This window comes from Sporofaciens sp. JLR.KK001, from assembly GCF_036941055.1.
In the GTDB taxonomy this organism is placed as follows: domain Bacteria; phylum Bacillota; class Clostridia; order Lachnospirales; family Lachnospiraceae; genus Sporofaciens.
This window is the reverse complement of the sequence record NZ_JAYMNO010000001.1, coordinates 900489-921100: the sequence shown is the minus strand read 5'-3', so window position 1 is coordinate 921100 and position 20612 is coordinate 900489. Positions and strand designations below refer to the sequence as shown.

Genomic DNA, 20612 nt, shown 5'->3' with positions numbered 1-20612 from the left:
ATAATATCTAAGCTATCTTGCTATTTATACACTATTTATTGCAGTTTTCATAGCCTTTACATATCCGCCCACATGCTCCGGCGCTTCTTCCCCATACTTTTCCAGCAATTTGATGATTGCGGACCCTACGATAGCGCCGTCGGAAAGAGCTGCCATTTTTTTCGCCTGCTCCGGTGTGGAGATGCCGAAGCCGATGGCGCACGGCACATCCGTGTTCTCCCGTACTACTTTAATAATTGAGGCAAGGTCGGTCTTGATCTCGCTCCTTGTTCCGGTCACGCCAAGGCTGGACACGATATAGAGAAACCCTTCCGCCTTCTTCGCGATCATAGCGATACGGTTTTGGGACGTAGGCGCAATCAGTGAGATCAAATCCACGCCATACTTACGGCAAAGCGGCAGGAACTCCTCTTTTTCTTCAAAGGGCAGGTCCGGCAGGATCAGCCCGTCAATCCGGATCTCCTTACAGGCGGACAGGAATGCTTCCGCGCCGTAAGAAAAGATCACGTTCGCATACGTCATAAAGACCATCGGGACTTTCACATCCCGGCGGAGCCCACGGACCAGGTCGAAGATCTTGTCTGTCGTCACGCCCGCAGTAAGCGCCCGGAGATTGGCCCCCTGGATGACCGGGCCCTCCGCGGTGGGATCGGAAAAAGGAATCCCAAGCTCGATGAGATCCGCGCCGTTTTCTGCGGCCGTGCGGACAACGGCGGCAGTGGTTTCAAGATCCGGGTCCCCGCAGGTGATAAATGGAATAAATGCTTTCCCGTTTGCAAATGCTATTCTGATATTACTCATGGATATCCTCCCCTCTGTAGCGTGCGATCGCAACACAGTCCTTGTCGCCTCTGCCGGATATTGTAATGACCAGGATCTTGTCTCTTCCCATCGCCGGCGCAAGCTTCATCGCGTGGGCGACGGCATGGGCTGATTCGATGGCGGGGATGATCCCTTCCGTTCTTGAAAGATACTCGAAGGCTTCTACCGCTTCATCATCGGTCACGGGAACATACTCTGCCCTCCCAATATCGTGCAGATGGGCGTGTTCCGGACCGATGCCGGGATAATCAAGCCCTGCGGAGATAGAATAAACCGGCGCGATCTGCCCGTATTTATCCTGACAGAAATAGGACTTCATCCCATGGAAAATCCCAAGCCTTCCGGTGGCAATGGTGGCCGCCGTCTCAAATGTCCCGATACCTCTGCCCGCCGCTTCGCAGCCGATCAGCCTTACGCCCTTCTCTTCAATGAAATGATAGAAACTCCCCATGGCATTGGAGCCGCCCCCGACACAGGCAAGAACGGCATCGGGCAGCCGCCCCTCTTTCTCCTTAAGCTGCTCCTTAATCTCCCTGGAGATCACTGCCTGGAAATCGCGGACGATCGTCGGGAATGGATGCGGTCCCATCACCGACCCGAGGCAGTAATGGGTATCGCTGATCCGGGATGTCCACTCGCGCATGGCCTCGGATACCGCGTCCTTGAGGGTTGCCGTGCCGGTCTTCACCGGGACGACCCGGGCGCCAAGGAGCCGCATGCGGTACACATTGAGCGCCTGACGGACCGTATCTTCCTCCCCCATGAATACCACGCATTCCATCCCCATCAGGGCAGCGGCGGTGGCTGTTGCCACACCGTGCTGTCCCGCCCCCGTCTCGGCAATCAGGCGGGTCTTCCCCATCTTTTTGGCAAGCAGCGCCTGGCCCAACACATTGTTGATCTTATGCGAGCCTGTATGATTGAGGTCCTCCCTCTTTAGATAAATCTTCGCACCGACTAAGTCCTCTGTCATCTTCCCGGCATAGTAAAGCCGGGATGGCCTTCCTGCATACTCGTTGAATAATTCCATCAACTCCCTGTTGAACCCGGCGTCATTTTTATAGTGATTATACGCTTCTTCCAATTCAATCACAGCGTTCATCAGTGTTTCGGGAATATACTGCCCGCCGTGGATGCCGAAGCGTCCGTTTGGATTTGTCATAGCTTCTCTTCCTTTCTGACAGCGGCCGCAAACGCCGCCATTTTTATTTTATCTTTTCTCCCGTCAGTCTCAATGCCGGAGCTTACGTCCACGGCATAGGGGTACAGATACCTTACCGCCTCTCCCACGTTGTCAGGCGAAAGCCCTCCCGCAAGGAAATACGGCCTTTGGATATCTTGTATCAGCTTCCAGTCAAATATCGTCCCCGTGCCCGCGCCGGAATCGAGTAAGATATAATCTGCCGTGCTTCGCTGTGCCTGCGCGGCGTCATATTCATTTTTTACGCAAAACGCCTGGATCACCGGGCAATCCGTAAGCGTCCGCAACTTCTTTATATAGCTTTCATCCTCTCTGCCATGCAGTTGGACAATATCGATAACGCCTTGATCCAGGAGATCCGTCACGGTTTTTGGATTCTCGTCTACGAATACACCCACGGCCCGGATGTCCGGCTCAAGCAGCGCTTTTAATTCTGACGCCTGTCCATAGGTCACATACCGCCTGCTTCCCGGCGAGAATACGAATCCGATATATTCCGGCTTTATCTCATTGGCGGCCCTGATATCGCAGGGATGAAAAAGCCCGCACATCTTAATCTTTGCCATCTTAATCCTTGCCATCATACACCCCGCAGTTCCCGCAGCCTTGCTTTTTTATCAACCGCCCTCATCAAAGCCTCTCCCACCAGCACCGCATCGGCGCCAATCTCCAAAAGCGCCGCCACATCATCCGCGCTATGGACGCCGCTCTCGGAAACGAACAGTACATCCTGCGGAATCAATTTCCGAAGCCTTCTGCTGTTAGCCGTGTCCACGGAAAAATCCTTCAAGTTACGGTTATTGACACCGATCATCCTCGCCCCTGCCCGGAGAGCCATCTCCACTTCGGTTTCATCATGGGCCTCCGCAAGGGCGGACAGGCCAAGCTCGTCACAAATGCCGATATATTCTGCCATCTGTTCTTCTTCCAGAATAGAACAGATCAGCAGCACAGCCGATGCTCCTAACACCTTTGCCTCGTAGATCATATAATCATCCACCGTAAAGTCTTTGCGGAGGCAGGGAATCTTCACGGCATCTGCAATCTCCCGGAGATATCTCTCACTGCCCAGAAACCATTTGGGTTCGGTAAGGACGGAGATGCAGTCCGCCCCTGCCTCCTCATATTCCCCGGCAATCCGGACATACGGAAAATCCGGGGCAATCAGCCCTTTGGACGGGGAAGCCTTTTTACATTCGCAGATAAAAGAGAGCCCCGGCTTTTTCAGCGCGTTTTCAAACGCAAAGCGTTCTCTTGCCGTTCCTGTCAGTGACATGGCCTGTTCTTTCAGTCCTTCAAAAGGCACTTTCTTCCGTGCTTCCTTCACCCGCTCCCTGGCATGTTCTGCAAGCTGGTCTAAGATTGTCATGACTCCGCCTCCGTCATATCTGCAGTCTGCGTTTCCGAAGCGCCTCCCGGACAATTTAAGATCGGCGTTTCCGAAGCATCCTGCGGACGGTTGCTGACCTCGATGAACTTTTTGAGCGTGTCAAGCGCCTTCCCGGAATCGATGAGCTCTGCGGCAAGCGCGATGCCGTCTCTCATGCTGTCTGCCTTTTTGCCGATATAGAGCGCAGCGCCGGCATTCATCAACACAGCGTTTCTTTTGGGTCCCTTTTCGCCGTTTAAGATGGCGAGGACGATCTTCGCATTTTCTTCCGGCGTACCGCCCCGCAGCTCCTCTTTCGTGCAGCGTTCAAACCCGAAGTCTTCCGGTGTGACCACGGAGGATTTGAACCATCCGTCGCGGATCTCACATATCTTGGTAGGCGCGCTCATGGAGATCTCATCCAATTTATCCTGACCGTACACTACCATGCCACGCTTGATCCCCAGATTGATCAGCACCTGCGCCAGCGGTTCCACCAGATAGTCGTCATAGACGCCAAGAAGCTGCATCGACGGCGTGCCGGGATTGGTCAGGGGCCCCAGGATATTGAACACGGTGCGGAATCCAAGTTCCTTACGGATGGCGCCCACGTACTTCATGGACGTATGGTACTCCTGGGCAAAGAAGAAACACATGCCTACTTCTTTCAGAAGTTCTATACATTTGTCAGGGCTTTGCCGAATATTCACCCCAAGGGCTTCCAGGCAGTCCGCCGTCCCGCACTGGGAGGAGGCGGCGCGGTTGCCGTGTTTGGCCACTTTCATTCCGCCTGCCGCCGCCACAAGCGCGGAAGTCGTGGAAATATTAAAGCTATGCGCATTATCCCCGCCGGTGCCGACAATCTCAAACAGTTCCATATCCGTCTCTACTCTGGTGGCGTGCGAGCGCATAGCGGCGGCACAGCCTGCGATCTCGTCGGTCGTCTCGGCCCTGGCGCTCTTGGTGGAGAGCGCCGCGAGAAAAGCGGCGTTTTGTGTAGGCGTCGTCTCGCCGTTCATGATCTCATTCATGACGGTGTATGCCTCGTTGTAAGTCAGGTCTTCTTTGTTTACGATTTTGACGATTGCTTCTTTGATCATTGCTCATATCTCCTTTATGAAATTTCTAAGTATTGTTTTACCGTCGGGCGTCATGATGGATTCTGGGTGAAATTGCACGCCGTAAACCGGATAGTCTCTATGCTGTATTGCCATCACCTCGCCGTCTCTGGTGAACGCGGTTATTTTTAATTCTTCAGGGATGGTATCCCTGTCTGCCGCAAGGGAGTGGTATCTGGCAACAAGAGCCGTTTCAGGGCAATTTCTAAATAGCGGGGAACTCCTGTCAAAGGTCACCTCGGACTGCTTGCCGTGCATCAGTTCCCTGGCATAAGTTATGACCGCGCCAAACGCCGCGCAGATGGCCTGATGCCCCAGGCAGACGCCAAGGATAGGGATATCCCTGCCAAGCTCCCTTGCCGCTTCCATGATCACCCCCGCATCCTGGGGTCTTCCGGGCCCCGGTGAGAGTATGATGCGGCCGGGATGTGTTTCTCTGATTTCTGTTACTGTCATCTCATCATTGCGGATCACCTTGATATCCGGTTCAATCTCCCCTATGAGTTGATAGAGATTATAAGAAAAGCTGTCATAATTATCAATCAATAAAATCATCATTCATCCTCCTGTGCAAGCTCCAATGCTCTAAGAGAAGACTTCGCTTTGTTCAAACACTCCTCAAATTCTTTCTCAGGAACAGAGTCCGCAACAATCCCGGCTCCGCTCCTCACAAATACACTGCCGTTTTTCTTATAAGCAATGCGGATAGCGATACAGGTATCCATATTGCCGGTAAAGTCAATATAACCGACGGCGCCGCCGTAGATGCCGCGCTTGTTGTCCTCCAGTTCTCCGATCAGCTGACAGGCCCGGATCTTTGGGGCGCCGGAAAGTGTGCCCGCCGGAAGCACCGCTTCGATAGCATCCAGGGCGTCGTAATCATCACCGATCTCACCGCTGACCGTAGAACCGATGTGCATCACATGGGAAAACCGCTCGATAGAATGCAGCTTTTCCACCCGTACTGTTCCAAATCGGCTGATCTTGCCGAGATCGTTCCGTCCAAGATCCACAAGCATGTTGTGTTCGGCAAGCTCTTTTTCGTCTGCAAGAAGTTCCGCCTCCAATGCCCGGTCTTCTTCCTCCGTTTTTCCTCTCGGCCTGGTGCCTGCAAGGGGAAATGTGTGGAGAACGCCGTTTTCCAGCTTTACAAGGGTTTCCGGCGACGCTCCCGCAACCTCAACATCCGTACCTGAGAAATAGAACATATACGGAGACGGGTTGATCGTGCGCAGCACCCGGTAAGTGTTAAGAAGGCTGCCTTCAAAGGGCGCCGACAGGCGGTTGGAGAGCACGATCTGGAAGATGTCCCCCTCGCGGATATGGCTCTTTGCCTTTTCAACCATGCCGCAGAACTGTTCCCTGCTAAACAGCGGCGTCACATCCCCGGTCAGCCTGCCTCCCGGTTCCTTTTTCTTTGTGCCGTTACGGAGAAGATCCGCAAGCTGCTTTATCTCCATTACTGCTTTATTGTAACCGGCTTCTGAAGCGGAGAGCCGCATATTCACAATCAGAATGATCTTCTGCCTGACATGATCAAAAGCAATGACCTTGTCAAACAGCATCAGGTCAACATCTTTGAAGGCTTCGGTATCCTTCACCCGGCAACGCACGGCCGGTTCGCTGTATCCCAGATAATCGTAAGAAAAATATCCTACAAGCCCCCCCGTAAAGGACGGAAGATAATCAAAACGGGGACTCTTATAATCAGCAAGGATCTGACGCAGGTAATCCGACGGCCGATCCGTCTTTACCTTCAGATTGCCTGCTTTCATCTCACCGTCAATGCAGGTAATCTCCATCTTAGGATCAAATCCCAGGAACGTATACCGCCCCCATTTGTCATCAGGCTGCGCTGACTCAAGCAGATAACAATGGGCAGATACGTTTTTCAGTATCCTCAGCGTCTCGATCGGTGTGGTAAAGTCAGATAACATCTCACAGCTTACCGGCGCCACATTATATCTGCCTGTTGCTGCAAGCTCCCTGATCTCACTTATGTGTGGTAAAATTTCCATCTGTCTGCCTCCCTAAAAAATAAACCTTTTTGGCTTCACTTCTGCCAAAGGATTTCAGAATACAAAGTTCTCCGTATCATAAAAAAACGCCCCTGACAGAATCATAGAATCTGTCAAGGACGAATAAAGTACATCATCTAAATGTACAACGCTATCCGCGGTGCCACCTTGATTCACGGCATGAGCCGTGCACTTAGCAGGATACCAGCATATCCCCGGCATATGACGTCTGCCTGCAACGTCGCAGAATACTCTGGGAACTCCCCATTTGACTGCGCCCTCCGCGGTCCATTTGACAACTTGTTTCTCACCCGGCTCTCAGCATCCCGGACTCTCTGTAAAGGCATCATTGCCGTTATCTCCGCTTCAACGGTTTGAAGTATTAAATTATTAAATCGTTTTAAACTATAGCACAATATTTTCTAAAAGTCAACTACATATTTTTGCGTCCAGCTCTGAAGAATGAATTTTTAAAATCGAATCCTCCTGCAATGCTTTTCAATGACATTGCTTAATTCCACATTTATCCTGTTTTCTCGGAAAGTTATCCACATTCATATGGTGGACTTCCCCTGTCTAAACTTAAAATGTGGATATTTTTTCAATTTCCTATTTCATTCCATCACCACCTGTTGTATAATAATCTTGCTATTCGAGATATATTGTTGTATATCTCTTGATATACGATACATCTTCATTCGTTACTGGCTGTCTTCGAAAACTTTCCAGCAATCTTGAAGATGTATTTTTTATACTTTGGTTTATGTCCTTTATCAGCGGACTCCATGACAGATAAAGCTGCATCACTATATCTGCTATCTGGGTGATCAGGTAATGATTCTTCATGGCATTGCTGTCTCTGCTGTTTAAATGTTCAATGTCATAAATCCCGTTTTTCTGGTTATTGAATCCTTCATTCTCGATTCTCCAGCGTCCGCGCCCCGCTTCTATCATCTCTTCCAGGTTCCGCTCTGTCAGTTCTATATTTGTGATCCATTGGTATTCATGGATCTCTGTCTCTCCATCTTCCTTTTCTGCTTCATACCAATATCGGTACATATTTGCGGTCTCTTCTTTTCCCGCCACATCTTCCACATGGTTGATATATTCTCCATCCCCACTCTCTCTTCCTATTCTCCCCACTTTCCTTGCCCCACCGCTTTTCTGTATCCACTCGTAACTCTCTGCCAGTACTTTTTGCCGTGTTTCCTTCTGGGTCAGGATATACTTCCAATGATTCTTATTACAGATCTTCATGATCGATTCCGCTGCATATAAAGCATCCCCTTGCAAACAGATGGGCAGTTTCGGGTAATCCTTCCTCAGTCTTTCTAATAGTCTTTTTGCTGCATTGATCTCACAATCATTCTTCGATACTTCCTCATTTTCGTTTTCTATAAATTCTGTATCCAGACTTATCATTATGTCCGCAGACAATACCAGCTTTGCTTCAAGAACCTTATGATAATAACGTTTTACCTTTATTTCCTTCCCGTCCTCTTCACGGGTAATTGTCGTTACAAGGCAGTTCCCGCAATGCTTTTCCTTGAAATAGAACAGTCCTGTCCCGTCAATAATAATTCTCCAATATTTCCCCATTAGTCTTGCACGGTTAAAACTTTTCATCCGGATCAGGCTCTTTACCATATGTTTTCTTACATCTGCCAGACACTTGGGAGACAATTTCTCCAGATAATAGTTCAGAGTATCACAATGCGGCATTTCCTTAAGTTTTTCATCACCAGATAAAATCCGCAGAGTACCACCAAAGCATTGGCAAAAATCACACACAAATCAAAATCATCTATTTTGCAGGGGTTTGGAAGGAGCAATGAAACCTCGACTGCAATTCCATCCGCTTTTGCCATCTTTATCTTCTCTCTCAGCAAAATATCCACTACTGGATTACCCGTCTGACAAGGAAATGACAATGTGGCTGAGACCGTTTTCAGCTTTTGCAGATAGACTTTGCTCTCTTCCAGTTCGTTATTGTTAAGCAGGGCGCTCAATACAGTAAGATGATTTTTAATATCGTGGCGGAATGCTTTTGTCTGTTCATAGCGCATTTGTGCCTCGGCAATATATTTTTTCTGTGCCTGGACTGCCTGGAGCAAAGACTGCATTTCTGTTTTGGTCTGCAAACTGCGGCATAAGTGACGATAGGCATACAAGGTACAAAGTAAAGCTCCCAGCCCTAGGGCTTGCAAAAACAGCAACGCAGTATGTTCCAACAGCAGGGCAGGAGACAGAACATCATAGTAAATCTTTGTGTATGAGGTCTGCATGATATACAGTTCAGCGGTAAAGAAAAACAGAACAGGGAACAATAAGCATCCCATGTTTGTCATGTGCCCAATTTCTTCCGGCGATATGGATTTTATTACGATTGTATAACAGGCAGCACTTATGATCAGGGAGACCGCTGTTGCCGTTATGATCATTGAATATAAAAGTAAGTGGGACGTTACATGGGGAAATATCGCCGCCTCTACCGAGTTGATAAGCCCAAAGGAAAATCGGGAGATGTAATTCGCGAGAATTGCCGCAGCCCAGGACGCAGAGGGACGATTACCCAGAATGAAACGGTTTACCCCATACAAAATAAGCAGCTCTATCCCAATCACTATGACCCACGGGAAAGAAAACTTATTTGCAGTCCAGTCCAAAATGCAAGAAATGAAAATGTATATGGCAAAATGATATGCCCTCTGTTCTTTCCCGGTAAGGCTGGTGCAAAACAGATGTGCATAATGCCCTGGGCAATCAGGCAAAAAATATTAAGCCCTATGCTAAAATAATCCATATCAGCCATTCCTCTCTTTTAAAAGCAATCTTCCGTCCATTCATGTATTGTGAAAGCTGGTTTGAAATTTCCTGCATTATAATCGGTTCATCATCGCAGATTGCGAATTTAATCATTTGTTCACCTACTTTCTTCTGCATGTTATATAATATCAATTTCATAGTAAAAGGACAACCTCACTGTCACAGAATGTCTAAATTATGTAATGAAATGTTCTTGACAAAATGCAGGCTCCAAAAGCCTTGATATTTCCTCTGCACGGGGATGTGCGAAGAAAAACCACAGTTTACCGTTGAAACTGTGGCTTTCTGATACCCTTCAAGAATATATGCTAATTTTTAAAGCAAAGTGCGAAACCCATCTGTGCCACGATATCACTGTAAACCTCACGCCAGGCTTCTTCTATAATTTTTGACCTATTACGCTCCTCTCCCTCGGCAGACCGTCCGAAAACTCATTCCCACAGTCTGCCGGATTTTCTAAGCGGCAGTCGGCTTTCTAAACATCCTGGCAGGATATACCTCATGGACGGCGTCCTCAATGATCTCAAACGCCTTTTTACAATCCTTCGCAGTGACGATAAGCGGCGGAACCATACGGATAATATTGGTTCCGATTGCAGTAAGCAAAAGCTTCCTCTCAAAGCAGGCGTGCTTGATCTCCACACTGCTGATCCCATCCTCAAATTCCACGCCAACCAGCAATCCCTGGCCCCGTACCTCTTTGACATGCGGAAGCGTCTTAAGCAGATCCATGAAATATTCTCCCATCTTCTTCGCATTTCCCGCCAGATCATTATCTAACAGTTCCGTGACTGCCGCCAGCGCCGCCGCGCAGCAGACAGGATGTCCTCCGAAGGTCGAACCATGTGCCCCTGCTGTAAATGCCTTTGCCACTTCTGCCGTTGCGCAGATTGCTCCGATGGGCATGCCTCCTCCCATGGCCTTCGCCATGGAGACGATATCCGGTTTTATCCCGTAATTCATATAACTCATAACCGCGCCTGTTCTGCACCAGCCGGTCTGAACCTCGTCAAGCAGCAGCAATATATCCTTCTCATCGCAGAACTTGCGAAGCCCTCTCATAAATTCAGGCGCCGCCGGATTTACTCCGCCTTCTCCCTGGACCGGCTCAATCATAACCGCGGCTGTGTTCTCAGTACAGGCGGCTTTAAATGCATCAAGATCATTATATTCTGCATAGGTAAAGCCCGGCGTCATATCCCCAAACCCAATCTGGCACGCGTTGTCCGGCTGTCCCGTCGCGCTCATCGCCCCAAAGGTCCTTCCATGAAACGATTTTGCCGCCGTAACGATATTATATCTATCGGGGCCGTATTTTTCAACGCTGTATTTTCTCGCCATCTTGATCATAGCTTCATTTGCTTCCGTTCCGCTGTTCTGGAAGAATATCTTATCCATTCCTGTCGCGGTGCAGACCTTCTCCGCCAGAAGAGCCTGCGGAACAGTATATGGATAATTGAAGGTCTGCATGATCTGCCCTGCCTGTTCCCGGACTGCCTCTACAACTGCCGGATTGCAGTTGCCGACAGAATTCACCGCGATCCCCGCATAAAAATCAAGATATTTCTCGCCCTTCTCATTCCGGACGTACATATCTTTCGCGGTTTCTGCCACAAAATCAAATCTTTCATAAGTCTCAATCATGTATTTGTCCACTTTGTCCTTGATATCCTGTGCGGTTAACCCTGCCTCTTTTAATAACATATTGTCCTCTCTCCCGTCTTAAGCAAATTAGATTCTGTTGTATTTTTCATTTCACCAAATAAAAAAACGCCTACCTACCTTTATGGTAAATAAGCGTCTTTGCTAAAAAAACTGTTTCAGTTGTTCGGAGCTCTCACAACATCTTTACTAGAATCCTAGCACTTCTTTTCACAAATATCAATTGCACAAATTCACAAAAATCTCTTTTTATTTTATGATAAATCTCTCTTTTGCACAAACAGACTGTCAATACCATCGAACTCTTCCGCCGCCAGCCATTTATCCCTCATAATTTCGCTAAGAGGTCTGGAATCAGCCGTTTCAAAGTCTGTTTTTTCCCTGATCATTTCACCTAAAAGCAATGATGAGACACATCTGCGTTCCGGACGGTTATCAAAAGTTCTGGCTGATCTTGCCGCCTCTTCTAACTGTTCGTACATCTGATCAAATCGTTTCAGGCGTGCGAACACGGCAGCCATATCACAGTGAAGCTTCACCGTCCTCCATTCTGCAGGAGCTTCGCCGTCAAAAATAAGTTTCTCCAGCTCAAATGCTTTCCGGCATACCTGCAGGAGTTCTTCATCCTCAAGAAGCCTTTCGTCAATAAGCAGATATATTCCGTGGCAAAGCCCCTCATAGCTCTCCCGTATCCTTCTGTAAACGAACGGGAGTCTTTCGTCTTCATTTAATCCCCACCAGATCTGTGCTTCCCTGCAATATCTTTGGGAGGGCAGCGTCTCATAGATCGCCCTTCCGATCTCCCTGCGCCCCATCTCACAATGGTTAAACGCAAGCCTTCCTGCAGCCTCCAGCCGGATATCCTGATCGGGGCAGTATTTCATGATCCGCTCCCCAAGCATCGTGATCTCAGAGTCATACTTCTGCATATTTTCCTGCCACTCCGGAATGTTTCCGTCACTGTCGCCTGCCAGGAACAGCGCATACATCAGCTTATTCAGCAATTCAAAATTATTGGGATATTCGGCCGTCCCTTTTCTCGCAACAGCGATACAGTCATATATTCTTCCCTGACTGACCGCTTCCTGAAATTGATCCAGATACTCTGCAATCTTCTCCTTTTCCACCGCTTCATCCACGCCCATCAGGCTGTCAACTGTGACTCCGAAAAATTCGGCGATTACCGGTATCAGTTCTATATCCGGATAGCAGATACTATTTTCCCAGCGGGATACGGATTGGCACGCAACTCCAAGGAATTCAGCAAATTCTTCCTGGGTAATATCTTTTTCATGGCGCAGACACCTGAGCTTATTTCCAATATTCAATTTCATTGTTATTCTCCTATATCGTTTTATTCATGTCTTCAACTGAAAGGTGCGCCTCTTTCTGCCTGTTAATTTACCAGATTTACCCGAAACTGACCATAACACGGTGGATGATATTTATTCACGCAAACCGTGATTGGGGTTTAAATCTGTTATGTGAACTCCCGTCAAATACAGAATATCTGTCGTGTCAATTCTTTTCCACTGTTCGTCCACATGATTCTATTGATAAAATCTTCAATTTTCTCCTTGCTGTACCCATTTTCAGAGGCATTGGCAATATAGTCCGCCTCCATTAGAATTTGATAGTCTGCTCCGCTGATGTCGATATACGTGTGATGATGGCCAACAAGAAATGCCACACGGTCAATCTGTTCCGCCGTCAAGCCAGTATCACTGAGGAAATCCCTTGCCATAGTCATTCCCTCAGTCTCCTGATATTTCCCGTTGGTATTGCCATATTTTTCACGGCACAATGGACAGGCAATGTCATGGATAATGGCTGCAATTTCAAGAATATACTGCGTATTAGCATCCAGACATTCCAGTTCTCCAATAGTCCTGGCATACGTCCATACGCGGATAAAGTGATTGATGTCATGAAGATTACCTTTAGAAAATGCAATCATCTTTTCCATAATCTGTGAAATAGTTATCATAAACTGCCTCCCTATAAATCCATATTATCATTTTCTGCCAAACGAGAGAATAAATTTGGAAGTCTGTCAGGCAAATAGTTAATATTTTTTTCCACACTCTTTCCTAAGTCAATTTTAACAATAAAACCTCCATATTCATTTCGCTTTAATAAAACACATCTTCCTGATGGGTCAAAAGCATATGCTAATGGAATTTTACCAGCAAAATGAGAACACCCAATAACATGTATTTCATTTTCAATGGCTCGTGCCTTTGCTAATGAAGTCCATTGTTCAAACTGTAAATTATGATACATTCCTGTTCCGATTATATTAATCAATAAAACCGGATTATCCAAACACATAATCCTCGCTACCTCTGGGAAATGTATTTCATAGCAGATTGGTATTCCAACCTTTCCAAATTTAGTATTCACGCAAGCAATTTTTTCCCCATTCCGTTTTCCTTTTTGCTTTTCTCCTTTAGTCAAAATACACTTCGTATATTTATCAACGATTTTACCATTATCTATGACCAGTGCTTTTTGCTGCCCGTTACTGTCTAAATCCTTGAAACCAGTAATAACATATTTTTCTTTTTCTTTTATAATATCAATTGCTTCCTGCAAAACATTATTATCTAAAAAACCTTCTGGAAAAATATAAAGGTCTGCATTATTTTGCGATAAAAAACTATTTAATTCTTGTACACTGTTATTTTCTTGAGGAACAGCTAACAAAACATTCAAATTCATTTCCTCCCTGTGTTCAAAAAATCCCGATTTTTTCTATTCAAATAAATATGCACACGGCATGGTGATTAAGGCTGCTCTTCTAAGCTGAAAATCTCTGGTCACCATCCAGCAAGCCGGCCACCATCTTAATTGTGATCTTAAAAACTATATTAACCTGTATGAATAAGAAAGCGGCAGACTTGAATTAGTTTACTATTGACGTTTCGCACTCTTTGACAAGTGAATCTAACTTATCTTTTACGGCTTGTTTAGCAATTCTATCCATTTCATCTACTGTTTTTGTTCCACCAGAGGAAGCTAATGCATAGGGATCATTTAACGCCACATTAAAATCTGTCAGCATTGACCAAAGCTGATGATGTGTCCACTGTCGTTCCTCCTTCGGAATATTGGGATCATAATAGTCAGACCAATCACACAAATATTTTGCAGAAATAAATGTCAAACTGTCAATTGGGGCAGAAACAGCTTCTTTGTAAGCGTCAGCATAGTAAGATTTGATAGTATCCTCCGTATCTTTCAACTGCCCTAAATAGGATTCAAAATAAGTCTCACGGGCAATGGAACCGTCGGGGTCAACTTTCCGATAAGGATCAACCTCCAACTTAGGTTGATTTTCACTTTTCCATTGCTTGAGCATATCCATGAAATCTTCTTTTGTCATAGCGCTAAGTTGATTTTCAGCTTTATCCGCCAAAACTTCCAATCTGTCACGCCCCTCTTGAGATATTGTTACTTGATCTCTATTAGAGGTATGATTTACCGCCGTGTTTTTATCTTGTGCCGTTGCAAAGTGAATGGCTCTCATAGAAGAAATTCGGCGATTATCAGTGTTCAATGTCACGTTCATAAAAGGCCTCCTCTGTTAATAATATGACAGAAACAATTATATCATATTCTATATTGAAAGTATATACTCAGCCTTTAGGGCTATACGCTGCTTCTGGCCTCCGCTAAGCTCCACCACACGCAATCAGAAGGAGGTGCCGGTAATGAATCATAATACCGGTGAGGGATGTGCAGAACTCCATCCTGGTGAACATGGGAACCGATGGACAGGTATCCGTCTATTCGGAGAATTACTTTGCAGAAGAAGAGGTGGAACCGAGACCGTTTATCAAGGACAGCTACATTCTCTGCGGTTCTTCTCTTTGCGGCGGCAGAGCTTATGCACTTCTGGCAGATTTTTTTAAACAGACCGAAAAGGCAATGGGTGTAGAGGATGTTGATCCCTACCACATAATGGAGTCTCTGCTGGAGTCGAAAGAGGAAGCGCAGAAAAAAAATAAAACGCTGACCTTTTATTCAGAAGCGCCGCAAGCCGTATAATATTTTCTTCAGATATAATTACGCCGCTTGGATTATTGGGAGAATTTAAAAGAACAGCTTTTGTTTTTTCTGTAATAGCCTGTTCCAACGCTGAAAAATCAATTTGAAAATCTTCCTGCCTGGTTTTGACTTCTACAAATTTTCCTCCCGCCGCTTCGACAAACACTTTATACTCAGGAAAATAAGGGGCAAAAATAATATATTCATCACCCGGAACTGTAAGCGCCTGAGTGATAATCCTAATCCCCGAAGCAGCGCCGCAGGTAATATAGAAATTGTCTGGCCGAAAGGAAGTTCCAAAGCGGAAGTTCAGATTATCCGCAATCGCTTTTCGTGTTTCGAATATTCCCTGCGCTGGTGTATATCCGAACAACTCCACATCATCTTTCTGATTTAACAGCTTTTCCATTGCTCTACGGACACCCGCAGGTGCCGGAACATTCGGATTGCCCAGACTGAAATCAAAAACTTTTTCTTTTCCAATCTGTTCCATCCTCTGTCTGCCATATTCAAAATTTTCTCGGATAGCGGATTTCTTTTCCCCTAAATTTACCATTTCCTCTGCTATCATTTTAACGCCTCCCGTTTTCTCTGGAGATAACGTCCTATCCTCACCATTGCCTCCTTCAATTCATCAATAGAATAAGCATAGGACATACGGACGAAGCCTTCGCCTGACCTGCCAAACGCACTTCCCGGAACAACAGCAACTTTTTCTTTCTCCAGCAGTTCCATAGCAAATGCTTCGCTGGACATTCCAAACTCACGAATGTCCGGAAACATATAGAAAGCCCCTTCCGGTTCAAAACAGGGAAGACCTAAATGTTCTAATTCATAATATAAATAGCGGCAGCGCTGATCATAAGACTCCCTCATGCAGGCAGCATCTGCCTCTCCATTTTTCATTGCTTCAACCGCCACATACTGGCTGACCGTGGGTGCACACATGATCGCATATTGGTGTACCTTTGTCATCTGCTCCATAATTTCCTTATGGGCAAACACATAACCCAGACGCCATCCGGTCATTGCAAAATTTTTAGAAAACCCATTTATCAGGATCGTCCTGTCTTTCATTCCCGAAATGCCGGCAATGCTTATATGCTCTTTTCCATAAGTAAGTTCGCTGTATATTTCATCAGAGATTACAAGTATATTATGTTTTTTAATAACTTCTGCCAATTCTTCCAGATCATCTCGTTCCATAATTGCCCCGGTTGGATTGTTTGGATATGATAAAATAAGGGCTTTGCTCCGTGGCGTAATTACATTTTCGAGCCGCTTTGCGGTTAAACGAAAACGGTTTCCTGCTTTCAGCTCGACAGGCACAGGGATTCCATCTGCCATAACAATACACGGCAAATAGGATACAAAACTCGGCTCAATATATAAAATCTCATCTCCCGGATTGATGATCGTCCGCAGAGCAATATCAATCGCCTCGCTTCCGCCGACTGTAACCAATACTTCGCCCTCCGGCTGGTAAGACACCCCAATCCGTCTTTCCGTATAATTACATATTGCTTTTCGCAGGCTGTATAAGCCACTGTTTGACGTATAAAAAGTCTTGCCTGACTGCATAGCCCATGTTCCCACCTCACGTATATGATACGGTGTTGCAAAATCCGGTTCTCCCACGCCGAGTGATATCACACCCGGAATCTCATTAGCAACATCAAAAAATTCCGGATTCCCGACGGTTTCAGCTGTAATATTTTTTGCGACAGCAATTCTTTCATGGTGTCACCACCATTCTCTCATCCGGCCTGTCCACAGCAAGGCTTACCCCTGATTCTTTATATTTCGTCAATGTGAAATGGGTTGTTGTATTTTGTACTTTGTACTTCCTCAATGGACGCCAGCTTGCCGGACACAAACAGCGAGATTTCCCTTAATGTTTTTCCCTTTACCATTACCATAAAATCATAAGCTCCCGACATCAGGTAAAGCATAACCACCTGGGGAAAATCTTTAATCTTATCTGCCAGCTTTTCATATCCGTCGCCGCCCTGCGGTGTTACCCTCAATTCTACCAGCGCAGTGACATCTTCATCGCTGATTTTGTTCCAGTCAACCAATGTATGATAACCACATATGATATGCGCTTTCTCCAATTCCGCAATTTCCGTATGAACCTTTTCCTCTGGCACTCCGACCGGGCAGCTTATCGAGGACTGCGGTCGGTCAGCAGGTTGTAGGCAACCGCCCCGGAAAGGAGCGGGTCGTACTGAAACACGGTCAGGCAGTTGCTCATGCTGTTGCGGAAGCCGCCTTTCTCGGTGGTTTCCAGCATGGCCTTGACTTCCTCAACGCTCCGGGGCGGCTCGGCGCTGTCTGCCATGTTCACTATTTCCTGCCGTATCTGGGGCGGTAAATTCTGCCATTCGTCTTTCAAGGTTCCTCACTTCCTTTCCGTGTCCTGTGATAAGCGCCGCCCGCTCCTGAATGTCCCCGGAGAGAAGCACGTCCATCAGGTATTCCACCCGGCTCATGTTCTGCAGGGCTTCCACAAACCGGGGGTTCCATGCTTCATCGGGCTGGTGTGGGGCGTATTCCTCCTTCCAGCGGCGCAGGAGATGGTAATAGTCGGACAGCACCCGGAAGCAGTGCCGCTCCATGCGCTTAAATTTCTGTTCCTCTGTTTCCTTCCGCAGTCGTGGCCGGATAGGTTCTTTCCCGGCGTTCCTCCCGTCCTCATAAGGGATGGAGAAGTCCTGTGCCAGCATGAGGGCGGCTTCCCTGCTCCCGATACCGTGGAGCAGGGAAACAAAGTCAATCACGTCCCCGGTGGCTCCGCAGCCGAAACAGTAAAAGCGGCGGTCAACTTTCATGCTTGGGTTCCTGTCGTTGTGGAACGGGCAGACGCACATCCCGTTCCGGTTCACTTTAATTCCATAACGCTCCGCAGCCTGCCTTGTGGTGACGGACTGCTTCACGGCTTCAAATACGTTCAATAGGCGTTCCTCCTGATAATCCCAACGTGGGCGACACAATGTCGCTCACGTTGCCAATAAATTCTGTTCAAAAGAAAAAGGCGCTTGTCTGCGGTTATAAATCACAAAACAAGCGCCGATTTAAAGTTCCATATTCTGTTGTTTCTCTGTCCGGGGCGGCTGGCTTTTTGCTGCCTGCTCCTGCCGGATGCGTTCCTGCCGCCCTTTCAGGCTCTCCTGTACGGACGGCTTCCTCCCCGGATCGGCGGTCTGGCGGTACTGTTCGGATGGCAGCACTTGGTTTAGCCAGTGACGCACGTCACGGAGTACCTTCACGTCCGCCTGAACCGCTTCCAGCTCCTTCCTCTGTCCGGGCAGGGCGGCGGCAAGCTGTTCCCGTTCGGATTCCAAATCTTTACGGGAGTAAGAGTTGCCTTTCAGGTTGGCTTTCAAATACCGGATGGCGGCATTGTAAGCGTCCAGTTCCTCCCGGTGGCTCTCCGCAAACTTTTCCTTTTTCTTCTTCCAGCCGATGGCGGCATACTCCGCATGGACTGGCTTGTTTGCTTCGTATTTGTCAATGTAGGACAGCATGGTGTTGATGGCTTTTATGCGCTTCTCGCTTTTTTTCATGCCCCCCATGACGGAAACAGCGGCATTGCTGATTTCGTCCAGCCGGGTGTCAAGGCTCTCCACGGTGGAGATTCCTTTCTTCCGCAGGAAGTCCATAGCCGCCTGCACTTTATTGTAGTCGGCAACGGTTCCTTTCAGCTTCCCTCTGGAAGTCCAGTCGGCACGTTCCCCGCTCCGCAGTTCCAGATACTGAAAAAGCAGCTCCGAGAGTGTCGGCTCCTTGGCCTCCTCCAACGCTTCCAGCAGCACGGCCTTTTTCTCCTTTAAATCGGCAATCCAGCCCTTTAAGTGGCGCACCATCTGGCGGATGGACTGCATGAGGGAGTTGGCGGCTCTGATGTCCCGGTTCAGGTTGCCGATGTTGGTCTGGATTCCCTTCTTCTCCATCTGGCAGGCGGCTGGCCCCATGTGGACGGTGGGGATTTGGTCAATCCCTTGTCGGGCATAGGAGCGCAGGTCAAGGCGTTCCGGGCGGTCGTTTGCTTCCAGATAGCGGTTGGCCGTGTCCGCCCATCCCTGCCGCCAGATTTCGGCGTACTTCTGGTCGTTCCAGTCCACGGTATTTTCCTTGTGGCTTTTCCATCTGCCGGATGGGAGCCGGATTCTTTCGCCGTTTTCATCAAGGTCGTATACCTTGCGGCTCTTGGGGAGCCATTTCCCTTTTTCGTCCATCGCCCGCATGGTGAGCAGGATATGGGCGTGGGGGTTCCCGTCCCCCTTGTCATGGATGGCAAAGTCGGCAATCATGCCTTTGGAAACAAAAAACTCCCGGCAGTAGTCACGGAAAAGGTCGGCGTACTGTCCCGGCGGGATTTCCCTTGGGATGGCAAGCACGAACCTCCGGGCAAGCTGGGAGTTCCATTGTTTTTCCTGCGCTTCGGCAGAGTTCCATAGGGTGTTGCGGTCTGCAAACTCCGGCGGCACATGGGGCGGGAGCATGATTTCTTTGTGGGTGACTTCGTTCTTGTAAGGATAGTATTTCTGCTCTTGGTCGTATTCAGAGAACAGCTTTTCGCCGCTCTGGTAGGCGGCGGCAGAAACAGCGGATTCATTGTTGCTCCGCTTGATGATGGTGATTTTACAGTGCGGGCATGGCAAGTGTGCGCCCTCCTTTCTCCCGGATTCGGGGCAAAAAATAGCAGGATACCTTTTCAGATTTCCTGCTTGGGTGTGCCGCCGGTGGGCGGCAGGTATTTAGTTTTTTGATAGGCTGTCAGTTCGTCAAACTGGAATTTTATTTCTTATCATTTTTCTTCATTCTTACTTTACCAGTTACGTTTTTTACTACTAGCTTAAAAACTTTTGTATGCGGCATTACTAACTTGTTAAATGGAAAATCCTCTTGATGATAATGCCTCATCAAAATATATAAAGCATTGTATTTTTCGTCATCGGAAAGCATTTCTATGTATCCTTGTCCAATAACGCTTTCATATTCCATTGTACAACTCCCACGTTCCATTTCTGTTACTAATTTATGCTCACAATCCATTTCAAAGCTGGCTCGATTATCTTTTTTGATTAATTCATACTTAGTACCCTCCATAGCCCCATGAAAATACAATTCTATTTTATCTTCTTTTATATCCATTCCAAAATTGAGTGGTAATATATACGGGTAGCCATTATTGTTTAAAGCAATCCGGCACACATCACATTTTTCCATGATAGCTACAATATCTTTAAATTCTTTTACTTCTCTATCCGAACGACGCATTTTTTATCCTCCCTCGTATAACCACGATTTATCGCTGGCACTATTATACAACTTTAACTCGATAAATGGAATACGTTTTCTGAAAGATTTTCGGGCGGCAAGCCCACAAAGAGGTAGCTGGCAGAGCCAGCGCAGGGGAAGGGTAGCTTCCCCTGTGATGATTGGAGCAGATTGGAAATCTACGGAAATCATCCGCTGTCCGCAGGACGCTCCCGGCAGGGCGCAATGCACCACTTCCCTAAGTGGTGTATAATTGCGCCCTA

The 20612-nt window shown here is 47.4% G+C and carries 22 protein-coding genes and 2 pseudogenes; 1 reads left to right on the top strand and 23 read right to left on the bottom strand.

What is annotated here, in order from left to right; translation table 11 throughout:
* Positions 1–24 precede the first annotated feature (24 nt).
* From trpA to VSQ62_RS05035, 10 genes are all read right to left on the bottom strand, one after another.
* Entirely contained in the window at positions 25–801 is a 777-nt protein-coding gene (gene trpA / locus VSQ62_RS05080; protein WP_286082413.1) for a tryptophan synthase subunit alpha, read from the bottom strand.
* A complete protein-coding gene (gene trpB, locus VSQ62_RS05075) occupies positions 794–1984 on the bottom strand; it encodes a tryptophan synthase subunit beta (RefSeq protein WP_334633549.1) in 1191 nt (396 codons plus the stop codon). Before trpB ends, trpA begins: the two co-directional genes overlap by 8 nt.
* Positions 1981–2589, bottom strand: a complete 609-nt coding sequence (locus tag VSQ62_RS05070; protein ID WP_334633548.1) for a phosphoribosylanthranilate isomerase — start codon at positions 2587–2589, stop codon at positions 1981–1983. The genes trpB and VSQ62_RS05070 overlap by 4 nt, the downstream gene beginning before the upstream one ends.
* Positions 2590–2603: 14 nt before the next feature.
* Complete coding sequence (gene trpC / locus VSQ62_RS05065; protein WP_334633547.1) at positions 2604–3392, bottom strand: indole-3-glycerol phosphate synthase TrpC; 789 nt, start codon at positions 3390–3392, stop codon at positions 2604–2606.
* Entirely contained in the window at positions 3389–4492 is a 1104-nt protein-coding gene (gene trpD, locus VSQ62_RS05060) for an anthranilate phosphoribosyltransferase (protein ID WP_286082416.1), read from the bottom strand. The genes trpC and trpD overlap by 4 nt, the downstream gene beginning before the upstream one ends.
* 3 nt (positions 4493–4495) lie before the next feature.
* On the bottom strand, positions 4496–5065 hold the full coding sequence (locus VSQ62_RS05055; RefSeq protein WP_286082420.1) for an anthranilate synthase component II: 570 nt from the start codon (positions 5063–5065) through the stop codon (positions 4496–4498).
* On the bottom strand, positions 5065–6528 hold the full coding sequence (gene trpE, locus VSQ62_RS05050; RefSeq protein ID WP_334633546.1) for an anthranilate synthase component I: 1464 nt from the start codon (positions 6526–6528) through the stop codon (positions 5065–5067). Before trpE ends, VSQ62_RS05055 begins: the two co-directional genes overlap by 1 nt.
* A gap of 173 nt (positions 6529–6701) precedes the next feature.
* Complete coding sequence (locus VSQ62_RS05045) at positions 6702–6878, bottom strand: hypothetical protein (protein ID WP_334633544.1); 177 nt, start codon at positions 6876–6878, stop codon at positions 6702–6704.
* 298 nt (positions 6879–7176) lie between these two features.
* Positions 7177–8250, bottom strand: a complete 1074-nt coding sequence (locus VSQ62_RS05040; RefSeq protein WP_286082418.1) for a transposase — start codon at positions 8248–8250, stop codon at positions 7177–7179.
* Positions 8229–8651, bottom strand: a complete 423-nt coding sequence (locus tag VSQ62_RS05035) for a hypothetical protein (protein WP_334633543.1) — start codon at positions 8649–8651, stop codon at positions 8229–8231. Before VSQ62_RS05035 ends, VSQ62_RS05040 begins: the two co-directional genes overlap by 22 nt.
* A gap of 283 nt (positions 8652–8934) precedes the next feature.
* Here VSQ62_RS05035 and VSQ62_RS05030 point away from each other — a divergent pair, with 283 nt between their 5' ends.
* A complete protein-coding gene (locus VSQ62_RS05030) occupies positions 8935–9057 on the top strand; it encodes a hypothetical protein (RefSeq protein WP_334633542.1) in 123 nt (40 codons plus the stop codon).
* A gap of 255 nt (positions 9058–9312) precedes the next feature.
* Here the strand turns inward: VSQ62_RS05030 and VSQ62_RS05025 are convergent, their stop codons facing one another.
* From VSQ62_RS05025 to VSQ62_RS04965, 13 genes and pseudogenes are all read right to left on the bottom strand, one after another.
* On the bottom strand, positions 9313–9492 hold the full coding sequence (locus VSQ62_RS05025) for a hypothetical protein (protein WP_334633541.1): 180 nt from the start codon (positions 9490–9492) through the stop codon (positions 9313–9315).
* A 318-nt stretch (positions 9493–9810) separates the two neighbouring features.
* A complete protein-coding gene (locus tag VSQ62_RS05020; protein ID WP_334633540.1) occupies positions 9811–11058 on the bottom strand; it encodes an aspartate aminotransferase family protein in 1248 nt (415 codons plus the stop codon).
* A gap of 212 nt (positions 11059–11270) precedes the next feature.
* Positions 11271–12350 carry a helix-turn-helix transcriptional regulator gene (locus VSQ62_RS05015; protein WP_334633538.1) on the bottom strand — a complete coding sequence of 360 codons (1080 nt, stop codon included), beginning with the start codon at positions 12348–12350 and terminating at the stop codon, positions 11271–11273.
* Positions 12351–12511: 161 nt separating this feature from the next.
* A complete protein-coding gene (locus VSQ62_RS05010; RefSeq protein ID WP_334633536.1) occupies positions 12512–13003 on the bottom strand; it encodes an HD domain-containing protein in 492 nt (163 codons plus the stop codon).
* An 11-nt stretch (positions 13004–13014) separates the two neighbouring features.
* Positions 13015–13731 (bottom strand): carbon-nitrogen hydrolase family protein, encoded by a 717-nt coding sequence (locus VSQ62_RS05005; RefSeq protein ID WP_334633535.1) that lies wholly within the window; start codon positions 13729–13731, stop codon positions 13015–13017.
* 190 nt (positions 13732–13921) lie between these two features.
* Positions 13922–14587: a hypothetical protein gene (locus VSQ62_RS05000; protein WP_334633533.1), complete on the bottom strand. Its 666-nt coding sequence runs from the start codon at positions 14585–14587 to the stop codon at positions 13922–13924.
* Between the two features lie 339 nt (positions 14588–14926).
* A complete protein-coding gene (locus tag VSQ62_RS04995) occupies positions 14927–15637 on the bottom strand; it encodes an aminotransferase class I/II-fold pyridoxal phosphate-dependent enzyme (RefSeq protein WP_334633532.1) in 711 nt (236 codons plus the stop codon).
* A pseudogene (locus VSQ62_RS04990) lies at positions 15634–16805 on the bottom strand (aminotransferase class I/II-fold pyridoxal phosphate-dependent enzyme). The gene VSQ62_RS04995 and the pseudogene VSQ62_RS04990 overlap by 4 nt, the downstream one beginning before the upstream one ends.
* Before the next feature lie 57 nt (positions 16806–16862).
* Complete coding sequence (locus tag VSQ62_RS04985; RefSeq protein WP_286083260.1) at positions 16863–17216, bottom strand: Lrp/AsnC family transcriptional regulator; 354 nt, start codon at positions 17214–17216, stop codon at positions 16863–16865.
* 26 nt (positions 17217–17242) lie between these two features.
* Positions 17243–17407 (bottom strand): annotated as a pseudogene (locus VSQ62_RS04980) (virulence-associated E family protein); the annotation flags it as partial.
* Positions 17373–18020: a CHC2 zinc finger domain-containing protein gene (locus VSQ62_RS04975; RefSeq protein WP_334633531.1), complete on the bottom strand. Its 648-nt coding sequence runs from the start codon at positions 18018–18020 to the stop codon at positions 17373–17375. The gene VSQ62_RS04975 and the pseudogene VSQ62_RS04980, both read right to left, overlap by 35 nt.
* Before the next feature lie 120 nt (positions 18021–18140).
* A complete protein-coding gene (mobQ, locus tag VSQ62_RS04970) occupies positions 18141–19730 on the bottom strand; it encodes a MobQ family relaxase (protein ID WP_334633530.1) in 1590 nt (529 codons plus the stop codon).
* A gap of 136 nt (positions 19731–19866) precedes the next feature.
* On the bottom strand, positions 19867–20349 hold the full coding sequence (locus VSQ62_RS04965) for a pyridoxamine 5'-phosphate oxidase family protein (RefSeq protein WP_160260403.1): 483 nt from the start codon (positions 20347–20349) through the stop codon (positions 19867–19869).
* Positions 20350–20612 lie beyond the last annotated feature (263 nt).

Bases quoted from the DNA above. Each gene is read 5' to 3' on its own strand.
- VSQ62_RS05070 (WP_334633548.1), bottom strand. From the start codon at position 2,589: ATGGCAAAGATTAAGATGTGCGGGCTTTTTCATCCCTGCGATATCAGG.
- trpD (WP_286082416.1), bottom strand. From the start codon at position 4,492: ATGATCAAAGAAGCAATCGTCAAAATCGTAAACAAAGAAGACCTGACT.
- trpE (WP_334633546.1), bottom strand. From the start codon at position 6,528: ATGGAAATTTTACCACACATAAGTGAGATCAGGGAGCTTGCAGCAACA.
- VSQ62_RS05055 (WP_286082420.1), bottom strand. From the start codon at position 5,065: ATGATTTTATTGATTGATAATTATGACAGCTTTTCTTATAATCTCTAT.
- trpA (WP_286082413.1), bottom strand. From the start codon at position 801: ATGAGTAATATCAGAATAGCATTTGCAAACGGGAAAGCATTTATTCCA.
- VSQ62_RS05040 (WP_286082418.1), bottom strand. From the start codon at position 8,250: ATGCCGCATTGTGATACTCTGAACTATTATCTGGAGAAATTGTCTCCC.
- VSQ62_RS05030 (WP_334633542.1), top strand. From the start codon at position 8,935: ATGATCAGGGAGACCGCTGTTGCCGTTATGATCATTGAATATAAAAGT.
- VSQ62_RS05020 (WP_334633540.1), bottom strand. From the start codon at position 11,058: ATGTTATTAAAAGAGGCAGGGTTAACCGCACAGGATATCAAGGACAAA.
- VSQ62_RS05035 (WP_334633543.1), bottom strand. From the start codon at position 8,651: ATGCAGTCTTTGCTCCAGGCAGTCCAGGCACAGAAAAAATATATTGCC.
- VSQ62_RS05000 (WP_334633533.1), bottom strand. From the start codon at position 14,587: ATGAACGTGACATTGAACACTGATAATCGCCGAATTTCTTCTATGAGA.
- VSQ62_RS04965 (WP_160260403.1), bottom strand. From the start codon at position 20,349: ATGCGTCGTTCGGATAGAGAAGTAAAAGAATTTAAAGATATTGTAGCT.
- VSQ62_RS04995 (WP_334633532.1), bottom strand. From the start codon at position 15,637: ATGATAGCAGAGGAAATGGTAAATTTAGGGGAAAAGAAATCCGCTATC.
- VSQ62_RS05015 (WP_334633538.1), bottom strand. From the start codon at position 12,350: ATGAAATTGAATATTGGAAATAAGCTCAGGTGTCTGCGCCATGAAAAA.
- trpC (WP_334633547.1), bottom strand. From the start codon at position 3,392: ATGACAATCTTAGACCAGCTTGCAGAACATGCCAGGGAGCGGGTGAAG.
- VSQ62_RS05010 (WP_334633536.1), bottom strand. From the start codon at position 13,003: ATGATAACTATTTCACAGATTATGGAAAAGATGATTGCATTTTCTAAA.
- trpB (WP_334633549.1), bottom strand. From the start codon at position 1,984: ATGACAAATCCAAACGGACGCTTCGGCATCCACGGCGGGCAGTATATT.
- VSQ62_RS05025 (WP_334633541.1), bottom strand. From the start codon at position 9,492: ATGAAATTGATATTATATAACATGCAGAAGAAAGTAGGTGAACAAATG.
- VSQ62_RS05045 (WP_334633544.1), bottom strand. From the start codon at position 6,878: ATGATGCCTTTACAGAGAGTCCGGGATGCTGAGAGCCGGGTGAGAAAC.